This window comes from Methanoculleus sp., assembly GCF_020696975.1.
In the GTDB taxonomy this organism is placed as follows: domain Archaea; phylum Halobacteriota; class Methanomicrobia; order Methanomicrobiales; family Methanoculleaceae; genus Methanoculleus.
This window is the reverse complement of the sequence record NZ_JAJGBK010000025.1, coordinates 1-21,779: the sequence shown is the minus strand read 5'-3', so window position 1 is coordinate 21,779 and position 21,779 is coordinate 1. Positions and strand designations below refer to the sequence as shown.

The following is a 21,779-nucleotide window of genomic DNA, read 5'->3' as shown; positions in this document are numbered from 1 at the left end:
GAGATATTCACAGGCGAACCTGCAAATACCGGCACGATGGAGACTGAAATCAGGAAGATCGCGAGGAATATCGCGATCCCTTTTATAATCCTCGTCATCAATTGCCTCTTTTCTGTAAAGGGGACCGCATCCGTGCAAAACGCACGGGCTGTCGGTCACCGTTTCTTGCGATCACGGCTTCCCATTGCGAAGAGGTAGATGAACGCGAGCGCTGCAGCAACCGGGACCGGGGAGAGCGGCAGACTCAGACCTGACGAATCGGGCTGGACGCTAAAGGCTATATCCTTTGAATCGGTCGTCTTACCCTCAAAGACAGCACGGGTCTTCATCGTGTAGTCTCCCGGCTCCTTCGGAGTGTAGTACGCCGTCAGAAGGTCCTCGGAGAAGACCAGAACGGTCATTTCATCGCTGGATACCACATCGATAAGGCTGCCTCCCCGGTAAACCTCACCGGATAACTTGGCTCTTGTCGCGATAGATCCCGAGTTCTTGAAGACCCCTGTGACCTTGATCGGCTGGCCGACAACGAGCGCTCCGTCATACGTGAGTTCGGTCAGTTCACCCTGTCGGGTCAGGGACCCTAGCGGCAGGATATTGAAGGTACGACCCTCGTCCACCAGCACCTCACCACGGAGCGAAACCGTCACGTTCGCCTGACAGGCCCCGGCAGCAAATCCCTCGTTAGGCCAATGGACCACTATCGATTCCGTAATCCCCGGCCGAACCGGCGTCTCGGTCCAGGTCACAGTGTCAAGGACCGATCCGTCACGTGATATGACGGCGGTGATCTCAGGGGTTACGACGACATTCCCGGTGTTCTTGAAACCGACCTCAATGGCCGCCGGGACATCCACCTCGGTATCCCTCACCACGATGCTCGTGACTGCACCCGAGGCCTTCTCGACATCGGTTACTGTGATCTCCAGTGTGGATGTCGCACGCAGGATCATCCCCACCGAGCCCGGCACTTCTTCACCGGGAAGCGTCTCAACGATGATGGTTGCCGTATAACGGCCGTTCGCCGCATCGTCGGGGACCGTCACCCGCATCAGGACAGGAGTCTGGCCTTTCTTCGGGACGTAGACCTGCTGGATCTCCTTCTCGCTCGCGAGGGTGGAGAACCGGATCCAGTCCCCTGCGGAACCTTCGGTCTTAAAAGCCACTTCAAAGCCCGTGTCAGACGGGTTGAAGGCGGTCAGCGACCGTTCAAAGGACCCTCCGCGCAGCGCGTTCTCGATCGTCTGGCTGGATGGTCCGACGGCTATGCCTGCAGCACTCACGGGCTGGCAGATGATCACCGCCACCATTACGATGACGGCAACCATCGCCACCCTTCTTCTCAGATTCATCGCCTCTCCTTTTTCCTCTGTAATCTCTGGCTGCGTATCGCAGTCATAAAACCGGTCGTTGCGCCGGGGATCGGCGCATAACCGGCAAATAGTCACAACCTACACTAGATGCCCGACGACTTACGCGGGGCAGCACTCCCAGATCTCGGCACCGAGGGTCATCGTGCCGCACTTCTCACCGGTGGTTCCCTTGTAGACCTCGATGGAGAAGTCAAGCTCATCCTGGCCGCAGAGGCCGAGGTAGTTGGGCAGGGTAGCGCATCCTTCGGGGTCGTAGTAGACCGCGTTGGCGTCATCGTTGCCCATACGGGCTCCCCACTTGACGTTCCAGCCGTTCAGGCTCTCCCCGAGCTGCATGTCGTCCTGCTCGACGGTGACCTGCATGTAGGTGTTGCCGATGTTCCGGACGGTCGGCCTGCCATCGTTCTCAGAGAAGATGGTGTTGCCTGCAATCCACTTGGGCTCGTTGATGTTCACGGACCCGTAGTTGACCGTGCAGAAGTCGATGTCAAAGGCAGTGACGGGCACGTAGCAGAAGGTGTTCTCCAGCGCGCAGGCCCAGTTGTTGTTGTGGTCGACGGCGAACGCCTCGACGCGGTAGTCACCGGCAGGAGAACAGTAGCAAAGATCTGACTGGCCAACCCAGAGAGCGGCAGTGCCCTTCTCGAGGTACTCGGTGAGGATGAGGTTTGCGTCGTACTCGTCATCGAACTCCACGAGATTGGCGTCCACAGCCGCCTGGAAGAGAGCAACAGCCTCAGCCTTGTTGGTGATCTTCTCGCCCATCACCTGGTACACAAATGCACCGTTGCCCCAGCAGTTGTTCGGCTGGAAGATATCCCAGGAAACGACATTCACGTTGCCGTTCTCTTCCTCATCGTAGACGATAGAGTAATACTTAATAGTCTTCTTACCGTCATATGTTACTGGGGGCAGGAACTGACTTCCATTGATAGCGTGTGTCGGATCGCCGTCTTCCAGGCAGCCAGTTGTGTCGGCCTCCCATTTTGCGAGCACAATGGGAGCGCACCCTCCCCCCGTCGCAATCTTAGCCTTCGTGTCAACATCCTGCGGCGAAACTGCCGCCGATACCGGCAGAACCATGACTGCCAGTATCATCATAACCGCGGTAACGATACCTAACGGTGCTCGAAAGTTCATGTCATTCCTCCGTAGTTAGGCTTCCAGGCGGTGGTTTGCGAGACGGGCCACCTGGCACAGTAGTGCGGCTCTTTCCCGGGGACCAGGATGGCCTTGCCTCATCGGCCGGCCGGGTGCCCATCGGCATTCTGTTCTCTTCCCCACCCGGCTGGCCTTGGCAACTACCGTGACCTAGAGATACCTATTATCATATATATAGTTATCCCACATTCAGATATACGGAGGAGTGTTAAGGATGGCTTGCGGCGGTAATGGTCGGTTCTGGAGAGCCAGAGTATATGGATAGAATCATAAAAATAAAGATCACCCATTTAGACGAGTTCTCGAAGAATAAGTGGGATTTGGCGGTGTAACAGGGTAGAGAATTCAGGGGGCAGTATTGTCCAGATATCCTGACTCACAGGGTTTGTCGAAAGTGCTGATTTTAAAACGGGGGAGCATTCACCATTATTTAAAAACATAACCTTTTTGATATAGAGGTATCCGGGTGAAGTCACACACCGCCGGATTGCCCCGGCCCCCGCCGCACCCGTGACTCCCCGAACAGGTATCCGGCGTAGGGGACCCCCGACACCCCCCGCACCACCCCGTAACTCACCACCGCCGTCCCGAGAAAGAGCACCGGGTAGGTCAGCCAGTCCGCCCATGACAACCCGGTGAGGGAGGCCCAGATACTCGCGCCGGCGGCGATGATGAGCGGGTGGATGAGGTAGATCCCGTAGGAGTGCTCGCCAAACGACCGGGAGAGGGCCGCAGGCCGGCCGACGGTCTCCTCCAGACGCCAGGCCGCGAGGACGAGCGCGGCGATTACCGGGACGTAGTAAAGGGGTTCGAGGAGACGGTAGATGCAGAAGACCGCGAGCGTTGTGCTGGTGAGGCTCCCGGAGATGATGACGCTCGCCATCCAGATCCCCCCGAGGAGAAGAGCCCCTCCGCTGGCCGCAGCAAGAACCCCGGCTCCCGGTAAGGACCGGAGCATCGACCGGGATCGGTCGGTATGCCGGGCGACGTGGATCCCGAGGACGAAATAGAAGAGGTGCGAGGGAAAGAGACGGATCAGCACCGTGTACCATTCAGTGCCGGCAAACGCCCCCGCCAGATGGGCACCCGCGTTCCAGAGGACCTGGATGATGAGGAGCGAGAAGAGGAGGAAGAGCCCCGCCCCGACACGGTCGAGCCGGTCGTAGCCACGGGCGATCAGCGGGTAGAGGAGGTAGAGCTGGATGATCAGCGCGAAGAACCAGAGATGGTAGGCGGCGGTCCCGAGGAGAAGGGCTTCTGCCACCGCATCGGGCGTGGGCACGCCGGCAAACCCGATCGCCCCCTCCACGTTCACCATAAGATAGAGGGCCGTGAAGAAGAGATAGGGGATGAGGATCGTCTTTGCCCGGCGGCGATAGAACTCCCGGATCGGGTAATCACCGGCATACCGCGCCGCAAGCACCCACCCGGATATAAAGATGAAGACCGGCACCGCGAAGTGGGCGGCGATGTAGATGAAGACGTCGAGGAGGGCAAGCAGGTTCACGCCGGGGATCCGGGTGTAGTTCATCGATATGTGGACGGCGATCACGGCGAGGGCGGCGAACCCCCGCATGTACTCGACCTCCCGGAACCAGACCGCCAAAAGTCACACTCCTTGCCCGCCGGTGGGCATAAAGCGTTGATGGCCCGCATATATGAACCCCTGCACCGGCCACCGGTCAAGCACTATAATACCAAAAGAGACCATCTATCTTGAGAGTTGAGTCCATGCAGTACTCTGAAGGACAGGTCGGCAGGGTCTTTTCCGTCCGGATCGACGACGGAGAAGACTTCATCAGGGAGATCGAGCGGTTCGTCGCGGCGATGAACATCCAGAGCGGCATGATACACTTCCTCGGCGCCGTGAGATCCGCAAAGATTGTGACGGGGCCAAAGGAGCCGGTCATCCCGCCGTCACCACGGGGCGAGGAGATCTTCGGGGGCTGGGAGCTCCTCGGGGTCGGCACCATCTACCCGGGCGAGGAGGGCCCGTCCATCCACATGCATACGGCGGCGGGGAAAGGGATACGGTCGCTCGCCGGGTGCCTCCGGGAGAAGGCAGAGGTCTACGTGGTCGTCGAAGCGGTCATCATGGAGTTCCTCGGCATCTCTGCACGACGGCTCCCGGACGAGGAGATCGGCGTCGATCTGCCGGTTTTTGACCGGGTACTCCCATGACCGGCGAACCCGGGTTCCTCCCCATGACGGTTGCGGAGGCGGAAAGCCTCGGCATCGACCGGTTCGATATCATCCTCATCTCCGGGGACGCCTACGTCGACCACCCCTCCTTCGGGACCGCGCTCCTCGGCCGGGTGCTCTGGGATGCCGGCTACTCGGTCGGCGTCATCGCCCAGCCGGACTGGAAAGGCGACGCTGATTTCAGGCGCCTCGGCGAGCCCCGGCTCTTCTTCTCAGTCTCGGCCGGGAACGTCGACTCACTGGTGAACGCCTTTACCCCGAACCTGAAGCGCCGGAGTTCGGACGTCTACTCCCCCGGGGGAAGACTCCTCCGACCCGATCGGGCGACCCTTGTCTACACCGACCGGGTCCACGCCCTCTTCCCGGGAACCCCCATCGTCATCGGCGGGATCGAGGCGAGCCTCCGGCGGTTCGCCCACTATGACTACTGGTCCGATTCAGTCCGGCAGTCCATCCTCGCCGATGCCCCCGCCGACCTCCTCGTCTTCGGGATGGGCGAGCAGCAGGTGGTCGCGATCGCAAGGAGGCTCGCTGCCGGGAAGGCGGTCGGCTCCCTCACCGACATCCCCGGCACCGCCTACCGGGTCGAGAAGAAGGCCTGGCGGAGCATGGACCAGTCCGGCTACGTTGTCCTTCCCGGATACCCGGAAGTCAAAGAGGACCGGTATGCCTACGCAAGGGCGTTTGCCCTCCACTACAATGAGCAGGACCCCTTCAGAGGCCGTCCTGTGGCTCAGCCGCACCCCAAGACCGTCGTCGTCCAGAACCCGCCGGCGATACCGCTTGCGGGCAGCGAACTCGACCGGATCTACGAACTCCCCTACGCGCGAAGGGCCCACCCCTCCTACACCGAACCCATCCCCGCGCTTGAACCGGTCAGGTTCTCGGTCGTCACCCACCGGGGGTGTTTCGGCTCCTGCTCATTCTGCGCCCTCACCCACCACCAGGGGCGGATCATCCAGAGCCGGAGCGTGGACTCGATCGTCCGCGAGGTCGAGCGGATGGCGGCGATGCCGGAGTTCACGGGCGTTGTCCAGGACGTCGGCGGGCCGACAGCGAATATGTACGCCATCCACTGCGGCCAATGGGAGACCGCCGGGACATGCCCCGACCGGCGCTGTATCGACTGCACCGCGCTCGACCGCAGCCACAAGGAGCAACTCCGCCTGCTCCGGCGCCTCCGGGAGATACCGGGAGTGAAACGAGTCTTCATCGCCTCAGGCATCCGCTACGACCTGATCGGTCCGGAGGACGGGGAGTACCTCGCAGAGGTCTGCGAGCACCACGTCTCCGGCCACCTCAAGGTCGCCCCCGAACACATCTCGGACCGGGTCTCCACCTGCATGGGAAAACCCTCCCGCGCTGTCTTCGATGCCTTTCGGGAACGGTTCGAGACCCTCCAGGGAGGAAAGAAGAAGCGGCAGTATCTCGTCCCCTACCTCATGTCCGGCCACCCCGGATGCCGGATCGCCGATATGGTCGAACTTGCCGAGTACGTCCGGGATACCGGTCTTTACACCGAGCAGGTCCAGGACTTCACGCCGACGCCGATGAGCATCTCGACGACCATCTACCATACCGGGCTCAATCCCTTCACCCTTGAGGAGGTCTACGTCCCGAAGGGCCGGGAGAAAAGGGTCCAGCGGGCCCTCATGCACTACCGGGACCCGAAGAATTACGGGCTCGTCTGCGAAGGGCTCCGTGCGGCCGGGAGGGAGGACCTCATCGGGAACGCGTGGAGATGTCTTGTTCCGGCGCGGGGCAGGGTTCCCCGCGGAGGACCGAGCCCACGACAAACCCGGCGGCCGCAGCGATAAAACGGTTCGGGATCCGGGGGAGGACGAGGGTCGTCACCGCGAGTGAGGCCGCGAGGTAGGCGGTCGTCCCCGGGGTGACGGCGGCCTCAAGCGTCTGCATCACGCAGGACCGCCATCCACCGGAAGAGGGCGGCGAGGAGAACGCGAACCTCCCCGCAAGGTCGCTCGCCGCGTTCATCGCCGTCGACCGCCACTCGCGCACTTCCGATACACTCCGTCTGCAGGTCATAGCCCGGGGTGTAACCCGGTCACTACTTATTCCTATGGCCGGCGAACCGCTCTCGTATCCGGCGCATGAGGTTCCGGTGGCAGAAGGGACAGAGGGCCGTAAAGTTCTCCGTCACAGGAGAACCGCCGCAGATCACCGGCTGCCGGAGGTCAAAATGCGTCGAGCCGGGAGCGAGCGGAGCGTTGCACCCGGCACACCGGTGGCACTGCCGCTCGAGGACGGCCTGTATGACTTCGTCCGTGAGATATGCTCCCGGGGTAAGCGCATCGTCGCAGCACACCCCCGTCTGTCCTCCGCGCTCCATGATCGCGATGAGTGGATACCTGCTCCGGTTAATAAACCTTTGGACCAACCGAATCCGGCAGAATCGGCTACAGGTGTACAGGCAGTAGAAAAAACCTATTACTCAAAACCACGAGAGATCCTCCATGCAATACGAAATTACCGGAGACAACCTGCAGATGGTGACCCTCCGCCTCGTCCCCGGCGAGAGCATCTGCGCCGAGGCCGGTGCCATGGTCAACATGAGCGGGAACATGCAGATGACCACCAACATGAAGGGCGGGCTCTTTAAGGGACTCAAACGGATGATGACGGGCGAAGGGCTCTTCATGACCGAGTTCACCCCGACCGGGAACGAGGGCTTCGTCTCGTTTGCCGGAAATATCCCCGGAAAGATCTTCACCCTCAATCTTGCCGGGAATGAGTTCATTGCCCAGAAGGATGCGTTCCTCTGCTCCGAACAGGGCATCGACCTCGATATCGCGTTCACGAAGCGCCTCCGGTCGGGTGCCTTCGGCGGCGAGGGGTTCATCCTCCAGCGGCTCTCGGGCTCGGGGACGGCGTTTCTTCACTGCTGCGGCGACATCAAAGAGATGACGCTTGCGCCCGGCGAGGTCGTCAGGGTCGAGACGGGGCTCGTCGTCGGGTTCGAGAGCACCGTCGATTACAGCATCCAGCTTGCCGGCGGCGTGAAGACCGTCCTCTTCGGCGGCGAAGGGCTCTTCCTGACGACGCTGACCGGGCCGGGGAAGGTCGTTCTGCAGTCGATGGACATCGCAAAACTCGCGAGTTCCCTGATACCCTACCTCCCCCTCCAGCAGAACTCGTCTGGACGGTAACCTGATAGTCCACAAAACCCAAAGTTACGGCATGAACTCCCCGACGGCAGACCTCGTCATGGTGGTGCACGGGCCCGAGGCGTTCGATGCCGGGGACGTCGGGCGGCTGATCGATCTGCTCTCCCCCCGGCAGGTCCTTGTCGCAGGGGTGATGGCCCGGACCGCCGCGGAGGAGTCCGGGCTTTCGGTCACCTGCACGGACGAGCGGCCGAGCACGGTGCTCGCCGCGCTCGCCGGGCCGGGCTGCCTGGTCAACCGCGGAAAGACCCCGGAGTCAGGGCGGATCTTCGGCGAACTCGTCGCCGGCCGGCTCGAAGGGCTCGTCCATGTCGAGACGTCAAGCGGGACCGTCTACTGCTGGGACCGCGCCGATGCAGAACTCGCGGCCGGGATCGCGCAGCGGACAGGCTACGCCCTCGTCCCCGCGGCAAGCACCCGCGCCCGGTGGGAGGGCGTGCGGGAGATCCGGGGGTGCATACCCGGGGAAGCGGTCTTTGTGAACGGGATCGTCATCGGGACCGCGACGGAAGAGACGGTCGTCCTCGCAAGCGAAGACGGCACCATGCGGGCTGTCTCCGGCCTCGACCCAAAACCCCACGGGTTTGAGAAACTCCTCCGGGCGGGCTGCCCGGACCCCGGTGCCGCCTGGTGCAAGAGCGGTCCGGTGCGGAGAGTTCCTCCCCGGCAGGGCGAGCGCACCTCCCGCCCGGGCAGGATCGCGGTCATCGACCACTGCGGCCACACCCTCTACCGCGAGATCGGGGAGGGGGTCTCCGGCGTCCTCGCCATCGGGGACGATACAACCGCCGTCTGCGGCCACATCTGCTCCCACGCCGGGATCCCCGTCTTCGGGGTCATTGACGGGGACGCCGACGCCATCGTCGAGCCGGGGTATGCCCCGGGCTCGGTGGTGGTCGAGGTCCTGGATGGCCGGGACGACGATATCGGCCGGGAGGTTGCGGCCGTCCGCGACCTTGAAGCGGCCTGCTGGGAAGAGTGGGTTGAGGAGACGCTCCGCATCCTCACAGGGAGGGTGCGGGTCGTCCTCGATCTTCGTGAGGAGTAAAGAATGCAGTGCGCCGAGTGCAAAGGAAGAGGGTTCTGCGGGCTTGAACGCTGCCCGATCATGAGTCGGTTCTACGCCCGGCTCCCGGTCCGGCAGAGCGACCACTACCAGGGCGCCGCCCCGTCGGTCTTTGTGGGGAGTTACGGCTACCCGAAGGTTGCGGGGGGACCGCTGATGATCGACGACGCCGACCACCCGCCGGACTGGGTGGCACAGGGCCTCGGGATCGAGGATATCGTGGGGCTCCGGGCCCGGACGATCCGCGGCGCCGGCGAGGCGAAGGGGCTCTCGGGGAGTATCCAGGAGATCGCGCTCTCAAGCCAGCCGCTCGATGTGGAGGTCCGGTTCGTGAAACCCGTCTCCTTCGACCTCCGGTTCGACGGGACGATCGCGCCCGTCGGGCTCACCGGCGCCATCCGAAGGATGGACGTCCTCGAGAACGCCCGGGTGGACCGGGCGGTCGACCGGGCGACATCGGACACCGATCTGACCGCGACCGATGCCTGTGATATCCTCAATTCCTCCGGCATCGACGTCTACCGGATCACCCAGCTCCTCACCGCCGGCCTCCTCGGGAGCGAGAAGAAGCGGCGGGTCGTCCCCACCCGGTGGGCGATCACGGCGGTCGACGACACGGTCTCAAAGCAGCTCAAGAAGAAGATCGCCCGCTACCCCCCGCTCGGCGGCATAGAAGTCTTCTCTGCGGCGCTCTACGGCAACCACATCGTCTGCCTCCTCGTCCCCGGCGACTGGAAGTTCGAGATGATCGAGGTCTGGGGGAAGCAGTCGCTCTGGGGCGGCGGGAGCGAGACGATCTGCGTGGACGGAGAGGGGCTCACCAAATCCGGCTACTCGCCGATCGCGGGGGCCTACTACTCGGCACGCCTCGCGGTCACGGAGTACCTGGAGAGCGTGCGCCGCTCGGCACGGGTGCTCGTGCTCCGGAACGTCACCGGCGATTACTGGGCGCCGCTCGGCACCTGGGTCGTCCGGGAGGCGACACGAAACGCCATGCAGGGGCAAAAGACCCAATGCGCGGGCCTCGATGAGGGGATCGACCTTGCATCCCGGCTCATCGGGTTCACCCACTGGCGGCCGCACAGCAGACTCATCCCGGAGATTGCGACGCAGAAGACACTTTTCGATTTTTAGTCGGAGAGCGACCCCTGCCCGTTCTTCTGCTGCCGGTAGCGCCCGGCAAGCGTATCGAGGCTCTCTACCTCGTCGACGCTCTTGTCCTCGCGCACCCGGACGAACCGCGGGAACCGGAGCGCGTAGCCGCTCGCGTAGTTCGGGCTCGTCTGGATCTCGGAGTAGCCGACCTCAAAGACCACCTCCGGCTCAAGCGTCACCTCTTTTCCCGAGCGGGCAATGACGCTGTCCTTGAAGAGGGTGTAGAGTTCCGCGAGGACCTCGTCGGTGATCCCGGTCGCCACCTTCCCCACCGGAAGGAGCCGACCCTGGTCCTGGACCGCGAGCAGGAACGAGCCGAACATCTTCGCCCGCCGGCCTTCGCCCCACTCGGCCCCGACAACCGCAAGGTCGAGGGTCTCGACGCCGGGTTTGACCTTCACCCAGAGCCGGCCCCGGACGCCGGGGGTGTAGGGAGAGTCGAGGGCCTTCACCATCACGCCCTCGTGCCCGAGACCGAGCGCTTCGGTGTAGATCGCCTCCGCCGCGGCTGCATCGGTGACCCGGAACTGCTCCGCGACGTCTGCGCCGAGCGTCTCTTCGAGGATCTTTCGCCGCTCCGCGAGGGGGCGGTCCATCAGCGCCTCGCCGTCCAGATAGAGAATGTCAAAGACCCTCGGGACGAGCTCGATCTTCTCCATCATCGAGTCCACCCCATGCTTGCGGCGGAACCGCCGGATGACGAACTGGAACGGCATGGGCCTCCCGTCCCGGACGGCGACCGCCTCGCCATCGAGGATGACGTCGTGGTCGGTTGCCGCCATAAGGTGCTTCGCGATGTCAGGGAGGCTGTCCGTGACCTCCTCCAGTCTCCGCGAGTAGATCCGCGAGACGTCACCTACTTTGTGGAACTGGAACCGGCTCCCATCGAACTTGTACTCGACCGCCACCTCGCCGTGGTCGGCAAGCTGGCCGGCGATCGTCCCCGCCTGGGCGAGCATCATCTTCACCGGCCGGAAGGGTTCAATCGTCACGCGGGAGAGTTCTGCCGGCTTGCGCCGGGCAAGGACGGCGACCTCCCCGAGATCGTTCATCGCCTGGTGGGCATGCTCGACCAGACGGACGTCGACCTCGAACGCCTTCGCGACGGCGTCGCGGACGTTCCCCTCGCCCATGCCGATCCGGAGTTCCTCAAGCATCAGCCGCGCGAGATACCGCCCCTCAAGCGGCCGGGCGTTCCCGAAGAGGCCCTGCGCCACACGGAGTTTCTCCCGTTGCGACCGCTGGCCACCTGTCGCCGCCATCCGCTCGAACTCCCGGTAGACCTCGACGAGGTCCAGTTCCTGGATGAAGAAGGACGTCTGCTCCTTCTTTGCAAGAAGGTGCTCGACAGCGAGGCCTGCGTCGCCGGTCGCGTTGATCGCCTCCCGAACCGTCTCCCTCTTCGTGCCGACGACGTAGGCTACGGCGTCGTAGAGGAGGTTCGGGCCCACGCCGAGGGTTTTGGAACTCCAGTCGGGAAAGACCCTCCCCATGATGAACCGGACGAAGACCGGGAGGTCTTCGTCGTCGAGCCGGGGCAGGACGGCGGCGACCTCCTCGATCATCTCCAGGCGCCCGGAGATCCCTTCCAGGTGTTCGCAGATTTGGGCGAACTCCAGAAACTGCATACCCATATCTCCCGAAGTATTTCCCGGCGGGAAGAATCAATGCTTCTGTCGTTGGGGCATGGTGCCGGGTCTCCGGCCCGGTGCTTCCGGCGCCCCTCCTCTAGTCCATCCGCTTGAAAAAATCAGGCGGAATCATATAACAACACATATCCATACCCTAAACACTTCTAAGATACATGGAAGGCGCATGGCAGCCGGAGACGTCCAGGGACAGGAGACTTGACCAGCTGCGGGCTACCATGAACCATTATATCGAGAAGAACATCACCCGGGTGGAGGCAAACCTGCCGGTCTTCTTCGGGCACGTTGCCGCCACGCTCAATAAGACCTTTCCCGACCTGGACGACAGGGCTTACGATGACTTCATCGACACGATCACCAGCACGATTCTCAACACCGCACACGAGGCCGCCACAGCCGAATATTTCGAGAAGATCCTGCGATATGCCATGGGGAACAAGCGGCGGAGGAGGGAGCGGACAACCCTCGATGTGCTCGTGGCCCTCAAACTGATCGATACCGGCAACTATCCTCCGGCAGTCGAGCGCCTGGCGCGTTACAGGAACTACGACGGGCGGGTCAGCGCCGCGATTGCCTACAGTTACTATACCCTGTCCCGGGCAGCGAACAGGAAGCAGGGTCTTCACCCGACCGATATGGAACTTTGCGCCCGTGAGGAGATGCTGAATCTCGCCCGGTCACGTGCCCCGCTCAACCGTCTTGAGGTTTTCGACCACGGAGACGCCCGGCTGAACCGGATCTTCTGGTCAATGCTTGATCTGGGATTCACCTGGTTCCCCGGTGAACCCGCGTTCTACCGACTCGGGATCCTGCGGGCGAGATACGAAAACGACATCAAGCGCCGCCAGCGCCTCATCGCCCGCGCAACGGAGCGGTTCCCGGAGAACAAGTACTTCCTCGGGGAAGCGTTTGAGACCTGCATAGAACTGCACAACGGGAGCGGTGCCGCTGCGACAGTCAGGCAGATGATGCAGCGGTATCCCGACGACCATGAGCCGCTCTACTTCGGCATGAAACTTGCAATCCTCGGGGCGCAGCCGGAGTCATACGCCAGTTTCCGGAAACTGGCACTCTTAAAACGGTTCCCCCAACACCTGCTTCTCATGCTCGATACCGCGCTCGCGGTTATGTGCAACCAGAGGGCCGGGAATTATCTCTCTTTTGAAGCAGCAAAGAAGGCCTCGCCCGGGCAGACCCACTACATCACTGCCCTGGAGTACATCCTCAGAGACTGCACGGGAGGGGATGAAGAGAGACGGAAGCGGGCAAGATCTACCTTCTTCACCAGTGTCAACCGCTACTGCATGCACGTCCTGAAGATCGGCGAATACCGGGAGTGAGACTCTCACCCTCGACGTTGCAGCAGCGGGATTACCCCCCTCCTTCGTCCGTCACCACCCGTGTTCCGGGATACAGCAGAGAACCCACATTTAAGCGGGATCCACAACATTTCCATAAAGATCCACTAAAAAGAACCAATCTCTGAAATTTGCAGAGAACACAGAACGATAGACTTATCAACCCCTTCAGGTAAAGCACTCTAGGAACGACGCTTGCGGGCCGGAAGATGCGAAGAGATCGGGGAGAACCACGATGAAGGAAGATAACACAGTTCAAAGCATCGAGAGAGAAGTATCCAGGACCGGTGGTGTCGAGGAGCCTCGCGACCAACCGCACCCTGAAGAGGAGTTCTACCGCTCGATCCTTTACGAGGCGCCGGATGGGTTTGTCCTGGTTGACGGTGAGGAGAGATGCCGGTACCTGAACCGGGCGTTCACCAGGATCACCGGGTATACCCGGGAGGATCTCCCGACCATCACCGCCTGGCTCGAACACGCCCATCCGAACCCGGCATACCGCCAGAAGATACAGGATATGTGGGAGGGACTGCTCCAGGGCGACCGGAGCACCCTGGTTTCGAGCGTGGTCTGCGGAGACGGGAAACTGCGTGATATCGAGATCCGGCGGTCACCGCTTGAGAACTGTTGCAGCCTGCTGACCGTCCGGGACGTCACCGATCAGGTCCTGATCGAGGAACGTCTCGGGCAGACCACGTCCGAACTGACAGCGGTGATCGAGGCCTTTCCCGATCTCTTCCTCCGGTTGAACGCCGACGGCACGATCATCGACTCCCGGGCAGGCAGGCTGGCGGAAGTGCCGGTTGTGCCCCGGACACTGCTCGGACGGCGAATACAGGACCTATTCCCTGCAAAGACCGGAGACGCGCTCCTTGGTGCGATCCAGCAGACCGTCCGGGCCGATGCCCCTGCCGCACCCCTGGAGTTCAGCCACACGGAGCAGGGGGAGGTGCGACACTACGAGGCTCGTGTTGTGCCGCTGCACGAGACGCACGTGATGGCCATCGTCAGGGAGATCACGGAGTTGAAACAGGCAAGGGAGGAACTCCGTCGCCACCGTGAGCACCTGGAAGACCTCGTCGCCGAGCGGACTGCCGAGCTCGAGCACGCAAACCGGCAGCTCGAACACCTCCTCTACATCATCGAGAAGACCGAGCGGAGGGCCGCAGAAGAGTGGCTGGACGCATCTATCGAGCAGGGCACCCTGGAGGCGGCCGGAGATGAGGTGGCACGGATCACCACCGATGCCGCCGGGGCGGTCGTCTTCGCCAACCGGGCGGCCGGGCACCTGATCGGCTGCACCGCGGAAGAACTGGTTGGGAGACCGATATGGCCTTTCCTTGCGGGCGATGACACCCGCGAGGTTCTCTCCACGGAGGTCCTCAGCCAGGGCAGGCCTGGAGAGTGCATAGAAGGGGCAATGCTCGTACGAGACGACGGGCTGAACCAGTGGGCCCGCATATCCGCCGACCCGATCATCGATGCCGCGGGCGCCGTGATCGGCATGATCTGCACGTTCAAAAAGATGTGAGGTCAGAGCCGGAAACCGCAGAACTCCGGGTGCAGGGGACCCGGGTTCTGGGGCGCCACGGTGACGGCAACCTGATCGGAGTAGAACCCGAGCCCCTCGAACGCGGAGAGGAGCGCCTTCTCATGCGTGTTGTTGATCTCGCTCAAGTGGGCAAGCACCGCCATGTGGATATGGTCGGCGAGCCGTTGCAGGCAGCGGGCGGCATCCGGGTTTGAGAGATGCCCCTGTTTTGACCGGATCCGGCTCTTTAAATAAGCGGGATACGGACCGTTCTCAAGCATATCGGGGCAGTGGTTGCTCTCCAGGAGGACGGCGTCGCAGGAGGCGAGCCGGTCAAACATTGTCGGGGTGATGGTGCCCGTATCGGTGCAGCACCCGATGCGGAGGTCGCTCTCGGTGACGGCGAACCCGCAGGGCTCCCGGGCGTCGTGGGAGGCGGCGAAGGGCTCTACCGAGAAATCGCCGAGAGTGAACGGCTCGCCGCACCTGCACCGCCGCAGTTCCGTCGACTGCCTGCATTTCCCGGAGAGCGCCGCCAGTGTGCCGCCGGTCGCGTAGACCGGTACGCCGAGCCGTCTTGCCAGGACGTCGACGCCCCGGATGTGGTCGATATGCTCATGTGTGACGAGAATCCCTTCGACGAGCGATGCGTCCCCGCCGGCGTCCGAGAGGCGGTTGAGGGTCTCACGCGCTGAGAGCCCCGCGTCGATGAGCAGCGCACCTCGCTCCCCTCGCAGGTAGGTGCAGTTTCCTTTGCTCCCGCTCGCAAGGACTGTCAGTTCCATTATAGAATAGTGGGCCGTGTGGATATTTAAGGGCGTGGCGAGAGACCGCGCGGAAAGAGCCTTGGGATCCAGGGTGCCATTACCTGATGAGAGGGCATGGCCGGAACGGAGGAGACCTGGCAGGGGCAGATTCACCGGATCGTCGCGGGTCTTGAAGACGGCCGGGCACGCATCAACCGGGGGGCGGTGCGTGACCTCGTCAACACCTACCTCGTCCGGTCGCTCGATACGACGGCGCTCCGGTTCAGCCTGCCCCTCCTCATCCCGGCGCGGGATCCCGGTCCCGGTGCCGACGGGGCTGCCGGGGTGATCATCGAGGCGATCAAGGCGGCGGTCCCCACGGAGCGGGACCTCGGCCCGATCGCCGGCGTCGGGACGGAGCATCCCCGCCACTGCCTGCCGAACATTGAGCCGGTCACGCTGATGGCGTCAAGAAGTGCCATCGGGACCGATCTCTGGCGGCCGGACGACGAGAACCGGATTGACGCCGACGGGCTCCACCTGGTCGTCAGGGGTGCTCTCCCCTACCCCGGCCCGCCCGCACCGGGCGCGATCGGGGAGGTTCTCGAACGGTTCTCGGCGCTCGCCGAAGCTCTCGACCGTGTCGTGCGCCAGGTGCCGGAGAGAGTCCTGACTGCGGCGTGCGACCTCTCCGTCGACCAGAAGGCGCTCCGGCGCGCCCTGCCCGGCATGGGGCTTGTCGCGTTCATCGCCGACGGCACACGCCCGGCCCGCAATCTCACCCCACTCCGGTGCCACCACCGTATTGCGGGGCCAAAGGAGGGGGTCCATGTCCCCTTCTGCTGCCCGCAGGACCTCGACCCGGTCGAGGTGGAGGTCGCCGGGAGCGGTAGGGTCGTGACGGGCCTCGCGCTCCGGCGGCGGGAGGCCTTTGCTATCGCAGGCTCGAATGCCGAAGGGAAGAGCACTCTCCTTCATGCGGTCATCGCCGGACAGGACGATCACGCCGCAGGGGACGGGCGGGAGTACCTTGTCAGCCTCAACGGGATCGCCCGGGCGGAGGCGGGCGAGCGCTACCTCGCGGGAGCAGACGTCAGCCTCTTCTTTCGCCGCCTTCCGCCCGGGCTCAGGGGCGATCCGGGGGCGGTATCCGGCCAGGGGAGCGGGTCGCTCGTGATGGCGCACGAGATCCAGACCGCACTCAAGGCTGCGGCGCCCCTCCTCATCCTCGACGAGGACCGCTCCGCGACCAACCTGCTGGTGCCGGGCTGCCTCCAGAGCGGCGAGGTGACACCCCTCTCGACCCTGATTGCCACCCGGCGCGAGACGCTCGGGGAGACGGCGCTCCTCTTCGCCGCATCGTCGCTCGATATCCTCATAGCGCAGGCCGACCGTATCCTGCACCTCTCCGGCCACGAGGCGCGGGCGCTCGACCCTCCGGAGTTCCGGCGGTGGCTTGATGCGCACCTTGCCGAGGTACGGGAGCACCTGGCCGCTTCACGTCCTTCACGCGAGGCTTAGTTGCTGTCCTTCTAACAACCTTATGCGACCGAACCAAACCGGACTGCGGGTTCCCGGCCCTCGATCTCCTCTCGCCCCTCAGAAACGAGAAGGTGCGCCGTACAGGGCAAGGCCGGCCGGGTGGTGCCGACCATCGCTCCCCGGTCAAGATGCGCATCTTACGATGTTCAAGCCCCGTTCCGGGAGAACGGAGTAAAAAAGAGTAACTCCTTATCCCCTTCTTCGCACCCGCACCGACTCCGCGTGGGCGTGGAGCCCTTCCGCATCGGCGATCGTCTCCACCACGTCGCCGATCGCTTCAAGCCCCTCCCGCGTGATCATCTGGACCGTCGAGCGCCGGCAGAAGTGGTTCACGTCGAGGCCGGAGTAGAGGCGGGCGTAGCCCGCTGTCGGGAGGACATGGTTTGTTCCGGAGGCGTAGTCGCCGCAGGCCACCGCCGCGTAGGGGCCGACGAAGATCGACCCGGCGCTCCGGATCCGGTTGATGACGGCGAGCGGGTCGGCCACCTGGACCGAGAGGTGCTCGGGGGCGATCCCATCGACGGTCTCTACACCCTCGTCAAGGTCGCCGGCGACGATGTAGCCGGAGTGGTCGAGCGCTTTTGCGACGATCTCGCGGCGCTTCGCCTCCCCGGCCATCCGCTTCACCTCTTCGCCGACCTTCCCGGCGAGGGCCGCGTCGGTCGTCACCAGAACACAGGCGGCGTTTGGGTCGTGCTCGGCCTGGGCGAGGATGTCGGCCGCGATGAAGGTCGGGTTTGCCGTGCCGTCCGCGAGGATCGCTATCTCGCTCGGCCCCGCCGGGAAGTCGATCTCGGCCTCGTCCCGGAGAAGCATCTTCGCGGCGGTGACGTAGACGTTCCCCGGGCCGACGATCTTCTCGACCCGCGGGACCGTCTCGGTCCCGAGCGCCATCGCCGCAATCGCCTGGGCACCACCGACCCGGTAGATCTCGTCGACCCCGGCGATATCAAGCGCGACGAGCGTGATCGGGCTCGCCGGCGGCGGGGTGCAGCAGCAGATCTCCCGGACCCCCGCGACCTTTGCCGGGATCGTGCACATCAGCGCCGTCGAGGGGTATGCCGCCCGCCCGCCGGGAACATAGGCCCCCACCCGGGAGAGGGGGGTCGTCTTGACCCCGAGGGTGATCCCGGGCTCCATCTCCTGCAGCCAGAGGTCGCGTCCGCGCTGCAGTTCGTGGAACTGGCTGATCCGCGCCTCCGCCTCCACAAGGCTCTCGACCAGGCGTGCGTCCACCTGATCGTAGGCCGCCTCCCGCTCCTCATCGGAGACGGCGATCTCCGCGAGATCGATCCCATCAAACCTCTTTGTCAGGTCGATGAGGGCCAGATCGCCCTCCGCCCGCACCCGGGCAATGATCTCCGAGACCGGACCCTTCACCCGGTCGATGTCCGACCGCCGTCCGGCAATCCAGGTCTCGATATCCAGCGCCTGCCACATGAGGAACAGGGTCGGCGGGCGGGAGCGTTAAGGTTTCGACCCCATCATCAACCGGCGATCCTTACCAAATCAACCCAGTTTAATTAACTCTGTAGTCAGGATAAGTATATATTTCCAGAGCGCGTCTGAACGCGCTGCTATGAAAACGAATACGACTCTTCTGGCGGCAGGTATCATTGCGATCCTGTTCATCCTCGCTCTCGTTGCGGGATGCACCGCCCCGGCGCCTGGCGGAAACGAGACACCGGCCGGCACGGCGACGACCGCTCCCGCCGGCGGGGGTGGCCTCCTGCGGATAGCCACCACGACGAGCCTTGAGAACACCGGGCTGCTCGCAGAACTCGAACGAGTCTACGAGGGCGAGACCGGTATGGATCTCCAGTTCATCGCTCAGGGCACCGGGCAGTCGATCGACTCCGGCAGGCGCGGCGACGTCGATCTCGTCCTCGTCCACGCCCCGGACCTTGAGCAGCAGTTCATCGACGACGGCTTCGGCATCAACCCGCGGTGCATCGCCTACAACTACTTCATCATCGTCGGGCCGGAGTCCGACCCGGCAGGGATCGCGAACATGACCCCGGTGGAGGCGTTCCGGACGATCTATGCCGCCGGCACGAACAACACCCCCGGTGTCATGTTTGTCTCCCGCGGCGACAACTCAGGGACCCACAACCAGGAGAAGGTCCTCTGGGAGCAGGCGGGCTACAATTACGAGACCGAGATCGTTGACTCCGGGGCCTGGTATGTCGAGGCCGGCAGGGGCATGGGCGATACCCTGATCCTTGCGAACGAGCAGCAGGGATACACGCTCTCCGATGAGGGGACCTACCTTTCGTTCGCGGACAGGCTCACCCTGGTCCCGGTCATCGCCGAGGGAGCCGAACTCCTGAACCGCTACAGCGCAATCGCCGTCAACCCCGCAGAGCATCCGGGCGTGAACGCACAGGGTGCCGCGAACTTCATCAACTGGCTCACCACGAACGAGACGAAGCAGATGATCGGTGAGTTCGGTGCTGCAGAGTTCGGCAAGCCGCTCTTTACGCCGCTCTACGCTCCCGAGTGCACGGAGCCGCCGTTCAACTGCACCTGTGCGGAGCCGGTGCCGACACCCACGTAAACCAGGAACGATAGGGGAGATGTGAACGAGGTGATTGGCAGGGTGACGGAGAGTGAGTCCGCATGGTGAACGGGAACCCGATCATCGAGGGGTTCATCGAGGCCATCGAGCTCATCGTCACCCTCGACCCGCAGGTGGTTGAGATCACCATCCGCTCGCTCTACGTCTCCCTCACCGCCACCGCCCTTGCGGCGCTGATTGCCCTGCCGCTCGGCGCGCTCATCTACTTCTACGAGTTCCGGGGCAAGCACGCGGTCGTCTCCACGCTCCAGACGCTGTACGCACTCCCTACGGTCATCGTGGGCCTGCTCATGTTCCTGATGCTCTCCAACATCGGCCCCTTCGGGTTCCTTCGCCTCCTCTACACCCCCGGCGGCATGATCGTCACCCAGACCGTCCTCATCATACCGCTTCTCATGGGGCTGACGGTCTCGGCGCTCTCGGGGATCGACCGGGACAAGCGCTACACGATCACCGCCCTCGGCGCGAGCAGGCTCCAGACGGTCATGACGATCATCGCGGAGGCACGGTTCGCGGTCATGGCCGGCGTCCTCCTCGGCTTCGGGCGGGCGATCGCCGAGGTGGGGACGGTGATGATCGTCGGCGGCAACATCCGGGGCGCCACCCGCGTCCTCACCACGGCGATCGCGCTCAACACATCGATGGCAAACTACTCCCTCTCGATTGCGCTCGGGATCATCCTCCTCGCGGTGGCGCTCGGGGTGAATATCACACTCTCTCTCGTACAACGGCGGTGATACGATGACAATCATTGAAGCGCGCAACATCACGAAGCTCTACGGCGGTCTTGAGGTTCTGCACGATGTCAACATCTCGGTCCAGGAAGGGGAGATCATCGGGCTGATCGGTCCGAGCGGCTCCGGGAAGAGCACGCTTCTCCGGATCCTCGACCTGATCGAGCCCGCGAACGGAGGAGAACTCTCGATCTTCGGTATCGATGTGGTCAGCGAGCGTGGCCGCTGGCTCGATCTCCGCCGCCGGATGGGAATGCTCTTTCAGAGACCGGTAGTCTTCAACGCCTCCGTCTACGACAATGTCGCGATGGGGCTCCGGTACCGGCGTGCCCCCAACGACAAGGTCGACCGAAAGGTGAAGGATGCTCTCGAGGCCGTCGGGCTTTCTCGCTACATACAGAGCCGTGCGACCGATCTCTCCGGCGGCGAGCAGCAACGGGTGGCGCTATCGAGGGTGCTCGTGACCGATCCTGCGATCCTCTTCCTGGACGAGCCTACGGCGAACCTGGACCCGGGCTCGACCGCCACCATCGAGGCGATCGTGGCAGAACTGAACCGTGAGACCGGGATGACCGTTCTCATGAGCACGCACGACCTTCTGCAAGGGCAGCGTCTCGCCCACCGGGTCGCCGTGATGATCGACGGCACGATCGCCCAGACGGGGCCTTCCCGCGAGATATTCCGTGAACCGAAGAACCGACGGATCGCCCGGTTCGTGGGTGTCCAGAACATCCTTCCCGGTCGGGTCGTCTCCCGGCGCGGCGATCTCACCGTCGTGGAGGCGCAGGGAAAGGAGATCCTCTCGGCGACCCCGCCGCCCGCGAGCGAAGTGGAGATGGTCATCCGCGGGGAAGACATCTCCCTGCACCGGAGGAAACCCGGCTACGAGGAGGCGGAGAACCTCTTCCCCGCCACGGTTACCGGCATCGAGCCCACAGCGCCGTTCGTGAGCGTGATGGTCCACTGTGGGTGCGATCTCTCTGCGCTCGTGACCGCAAGGAGAGCGGAGACCCTCGGCCTCGATATCGGCATGGAGGTCTGGGTCTCCCTCCAGGCGAAGGCGGTCCACCTTATCCCGCGTAAAGGGTCCTGAATCCAATCAGAGCCCTCTTATCGGGCGTCTACTCGATTCAGGAGCGCCAGGTAAACCAATTCTGTTTAACATCTGCCGGGATGAATACTTTTAACATTGGGCCATCCCAAAACGTTATTTTATGAAATTGACCCATATGAGCACATTTGTCTGTCTCATCGTCGCTATCGCGGTCCTGTTTTGCGGTTGCATGGGAACGACTGAGACCGATCCGGTGCCCGGTGCACAGAACCAGACCCCGACCCCCACACCGACGGCAGCCCCTGCCGAAGACGTTCAGGTGAAGGTCTTTCACGCCGGGAGCCTGACCGGACCGTTTGAGAAGGTGAAGGCTGCGTTCGAGGCCGACCACCCCGGCGTCACCGTCCTCCTTGAGCCCGCCGGCAGCGTCGACTGCATCAAGAAGATC

Annotated in this window: 19 protein-coding genes and 1 pseudogene; 12 read left to right on the top strand and 8 right to left on the bottom strand. The window is 63.4% G+C overall.

Translation table 11 applies throughout. From position 1 onward, the window contains the following. Positions 1 to 155: 155 nt before the first annotated feature. From QZ650_RS07855 to QZ650_RS07845, 3 genes are all read right to left on the bottom strand, one after another. Entirely contained in the window at positions 156 to 1,349 is a 1,194-nt protein-coding gene (locus QZ650_RS07855) for a hypothetical protein (RefSeq protein WP_292516912.1), read from the bottom strand. A 120-nt stretch (positions 1,350 to 1,469) separates the two neighbouring features. Then, a complete protein-coding gene (locus tag QZ650_RS07850; protein ID WP_292516915.1) occupies positions 1,470 to 2,471 on the bottom strand; it encodes a hypothetical protein in 1,002 nt (333 codons plus the stop codon). A gap of 532 nt (positions 2,472 to 3,003) precedes the next feature. Further along, positions 3,004 to 4,137, bottom strand: coding sequence for an acyltransferase (locus tag QZ650_RS07845; RefSeq protein WP_292516917.1), 1,134 nt, complete (start codon positions 4,135 to 4,137; stop codon positions 3,004 to 3,006). Positions 4,138 to 4,262: 125 nt separating this feature from the next. Between QZ650_RS07845 and QZ650_RS07840 the strand changes: the two genes are divergently transcribed. Next, on the top strand, positions 4,263 to 4,712 hold the full coding sequence (locus QZ650_RS07840; protein WP_292516920.1) for a DUF296 domain-containing protein: 450 nt from the start codon (positions 4,263 to 4,265) through the stop codon (positions 4,710 to 4,712). Further along, complete coding sequence (locus QZ650_RS07835) at positions 4,709 to 6,550, top strand: YgiQ family radical SAM protein (RefSeq protein ID WP_292516925.1); 1,842 nt, start codon at positions 4,709 to 4,711, stop codon at positions 6,548 to 6,550. Before QZ650_RS07840 ends, QZ650_RS07835 begins: the two co-directional genes overlap by 4 nt. Here the strand turns inward: QZ650_RS07835 and QZ650_RS07830 are convergent. Both QZ650_RS07830 and QZ650_RS07825 read right to left on the bottom strand, forming a co-directional pair. Next, positions 6,456 to 6,779, bottom strand: coding sequence for a hypothetical protein (locus tag QZ650_RS07830; RefSeq protein WP_292516928.1), 324 nt, complete (start codon positions 6,777 to 6,779; stop codon positions 6,456 to 6,458). The two genes, QZ650_RS07835 and QZ650_RS07830, sit on opposite strands and share 95 nt — an antisense overlap. Positions 6,780 to 6,801: 22 nt before the next feature. After that, positions 6,802 to 7,083: an HNH endonuclease gene (locus QZ650_RS07825; protein ID WP_292516931.1), complete on the bottom strand. Its 282-nt coding sequence runs from the start codon at positions 7,081 to 7,083 to the stop codon at positions 6,802 to 6,804. Between the two features lie 124 nt (positions 7,084 to 7,207). Between QZ650_RS07825 and QZ650_RS07820 the strand changes: the two genes are divergently transcribed. From QZ650_RS07820 to QZ650_RS07810, 3 genes are read left to right on the top strand one after another with little or no spacing between them, the layout of a single operon-like run. Further along, positions 7,208 to 7,900, top strand: coding sequence for a TIGR00266 family protein (locus QZ650_RS07820; protein ID WP_292516934.1), 693 nt, complete (start codon positions 7,208 to 7,210; stop codon positions 7,898 to 7,900). A gap of 31 nt (positions 7,901 to 7,931) precedes the next feature. Continuing rightward, positions 7,932 to 8,966: a DUF2117 domain-containing protein gene (locus tag QZ650_RS07815; protein ID WP_292516937.1), complete on the top strand. Its 1,035-nt coding sequence runs from the start codon at positions 7,932 to 7,934 to the stop codon at positions 8,964 to 8,966. 3 nt (positions 8,967 to 8,969) lie between these two features. Further along, a complete protein-coding gene (locus tag QZ650_RS07810) occupies positions 8,970 to 10,118 on the top strand; it encodes a hypothetical protein (RefSeq protein WP_292516941.1) in 1,149 nt (382 codons plus the stop codon). Here the strand turns inward: QZ650_RS07810 and QZ650_RS07805 are convergent. Beyond that, on the bottom strand, positions 10,115 to 11,767 hold the full coding sequence (locus QZ650_RS07805; RefSeq protein WP_292516944.1) for an ATP-dependent DNA ligase: 1,653 nt from the start codon (positions 11,765 to 11,767) through the stop codon (positions 10,115 to 10,117). The two genes, QZ650_RS07810 and QZ650_RS07805, sit on opposite strands and share 4 nt — an antisense overlap. 176 nt (positions 11,768 to 11,943) lie before the next feature. On the opposite strand from QZ650_RS07805, the gene QZ650_RS07800 reads away from it, so the two are divergent. Continuing rightward, positions 11,944 to 13,128, top strand: coding sequence for a hypothetical protein (locus QZ650_RS07800; RefSeq protein ID WP_292516947.1), 1,185 nt, complete (start codon positions 11,944 to 11,946; stop codon positions 13,126 to 13,128). 253 nt (positions 13,129 to 13,381) lie between these two features. Beyond that, positions 13,382 to 14,677, top strand: coding sequence for a PAS domain S-box protein (locus QZ650_RS07795; protein ID WP_292516950.1), 1,296 nt, complete (start codon positions 13,382 to 13,384; stop codon positions 14,675 to 14,677). A gap of 2 nt (positions 14,678 to 14,679) precedes the next feature. On the opposite strand, the gene QZ650_RS07790 is transcribed toward QZ650_RS07795, so the two are convergent. Continuing rightward, complete coding sequence (locus QZ650_RS07790; protein WP_292516954.1) at positions 14,680 to 15,462, bottom strand: MBL fold metallo-hydrolase; 783 nt, start codon at positions 15,460 to 15,462, stop codon at positions 14,680 to 14,682. Positions 15,463 to 15,558: 96 nt separating this feature from the next. On the opposite strand from QZ650_RS07790, the gene QZ650_RS07785 reads away from it, so the two are divergent. Continuing rightward, the gene (locus tag QZ650_RS07785) at positions 15,559 to 16,944 is read left to right on the top strand and encodes a P-loop domain-containing protein (RefSeq protein WP_292516956.1); all 1,386 of its coding nucleotides are present in this window, start codon (positions 15,559 to 15,561) and stop codon (positions 16,942 to 16,944) included. Positions 16,945 to 17,154: 210 nt separating this feature from the next. Here the strand turns inward: QZ650_RS07785 and hisD are convergent, their stop codons facing one another. Next, positions 17,155 to 18,405, bottom strand: a complete 1,251-nt coding sequence (hisD, locus tag QZ650_RS07780) for a histidinol dehydrogenase (protein WP_292516959.1) — start codon at positions 18,403 to 18,405, stop codon at positions 17,155 to 17,157. Positions 18,406 to 18,544: 139 nt separating this feature from the next. Here hisD and QZ650_RS07775 point away from each other — a divergent pair, with 139 nt between their 5' ends. From QZ650_RS07775 to QZ650_RS07760, 4 genes and pseudogenes are all read left to right on the top strand, one after another. Next, positions 18,545 to 19,522 (top strand): substrate-binding domain-containing protein, encoded by a 978-nt coding sequence (locus tag QZ650_RS07775; protein WP_292516962.1) that lies wholly within the window; start codon positions 18,545 to 18,547, stop codon positions 19,520 to 19,522. 62 nt (positions 19,523 to 19,584) lie between these two features. Next, positions 19,585 to 20,280 (top strand): ABC transporter permease, encoded by a 696-nt coding sequence (locus tag QZ650_RS07770; protein WP_292516965.1) that lies wholly within the window; start codon positions 19,585 to 19,587, stop codon positions 20,278 to 20,280. A 4-nt stretch (positions 20,281 to 20,284) separates the two neighbouring features. Next, on the top strand, positions 20,285 to 21,370 hold the full coding sequence (locus QZ650_RS07765; RefSeq protein ID WP_292516969.1) for an ABC transporter ATP-binding protein: 1,086 nt from the start codon (positions 20,285 to 20,287) through the stop codon (positions 21,368 to 21,370). A gap of 136 nt (positions 21,371 to 21,506) precedes the next feature. Continuing rightward, positions 21,507 to 21,779 (top strand): annotated as a pseudogene (locus QZ650_RS07760) (hypothetical protein); the annotation flags it as partial.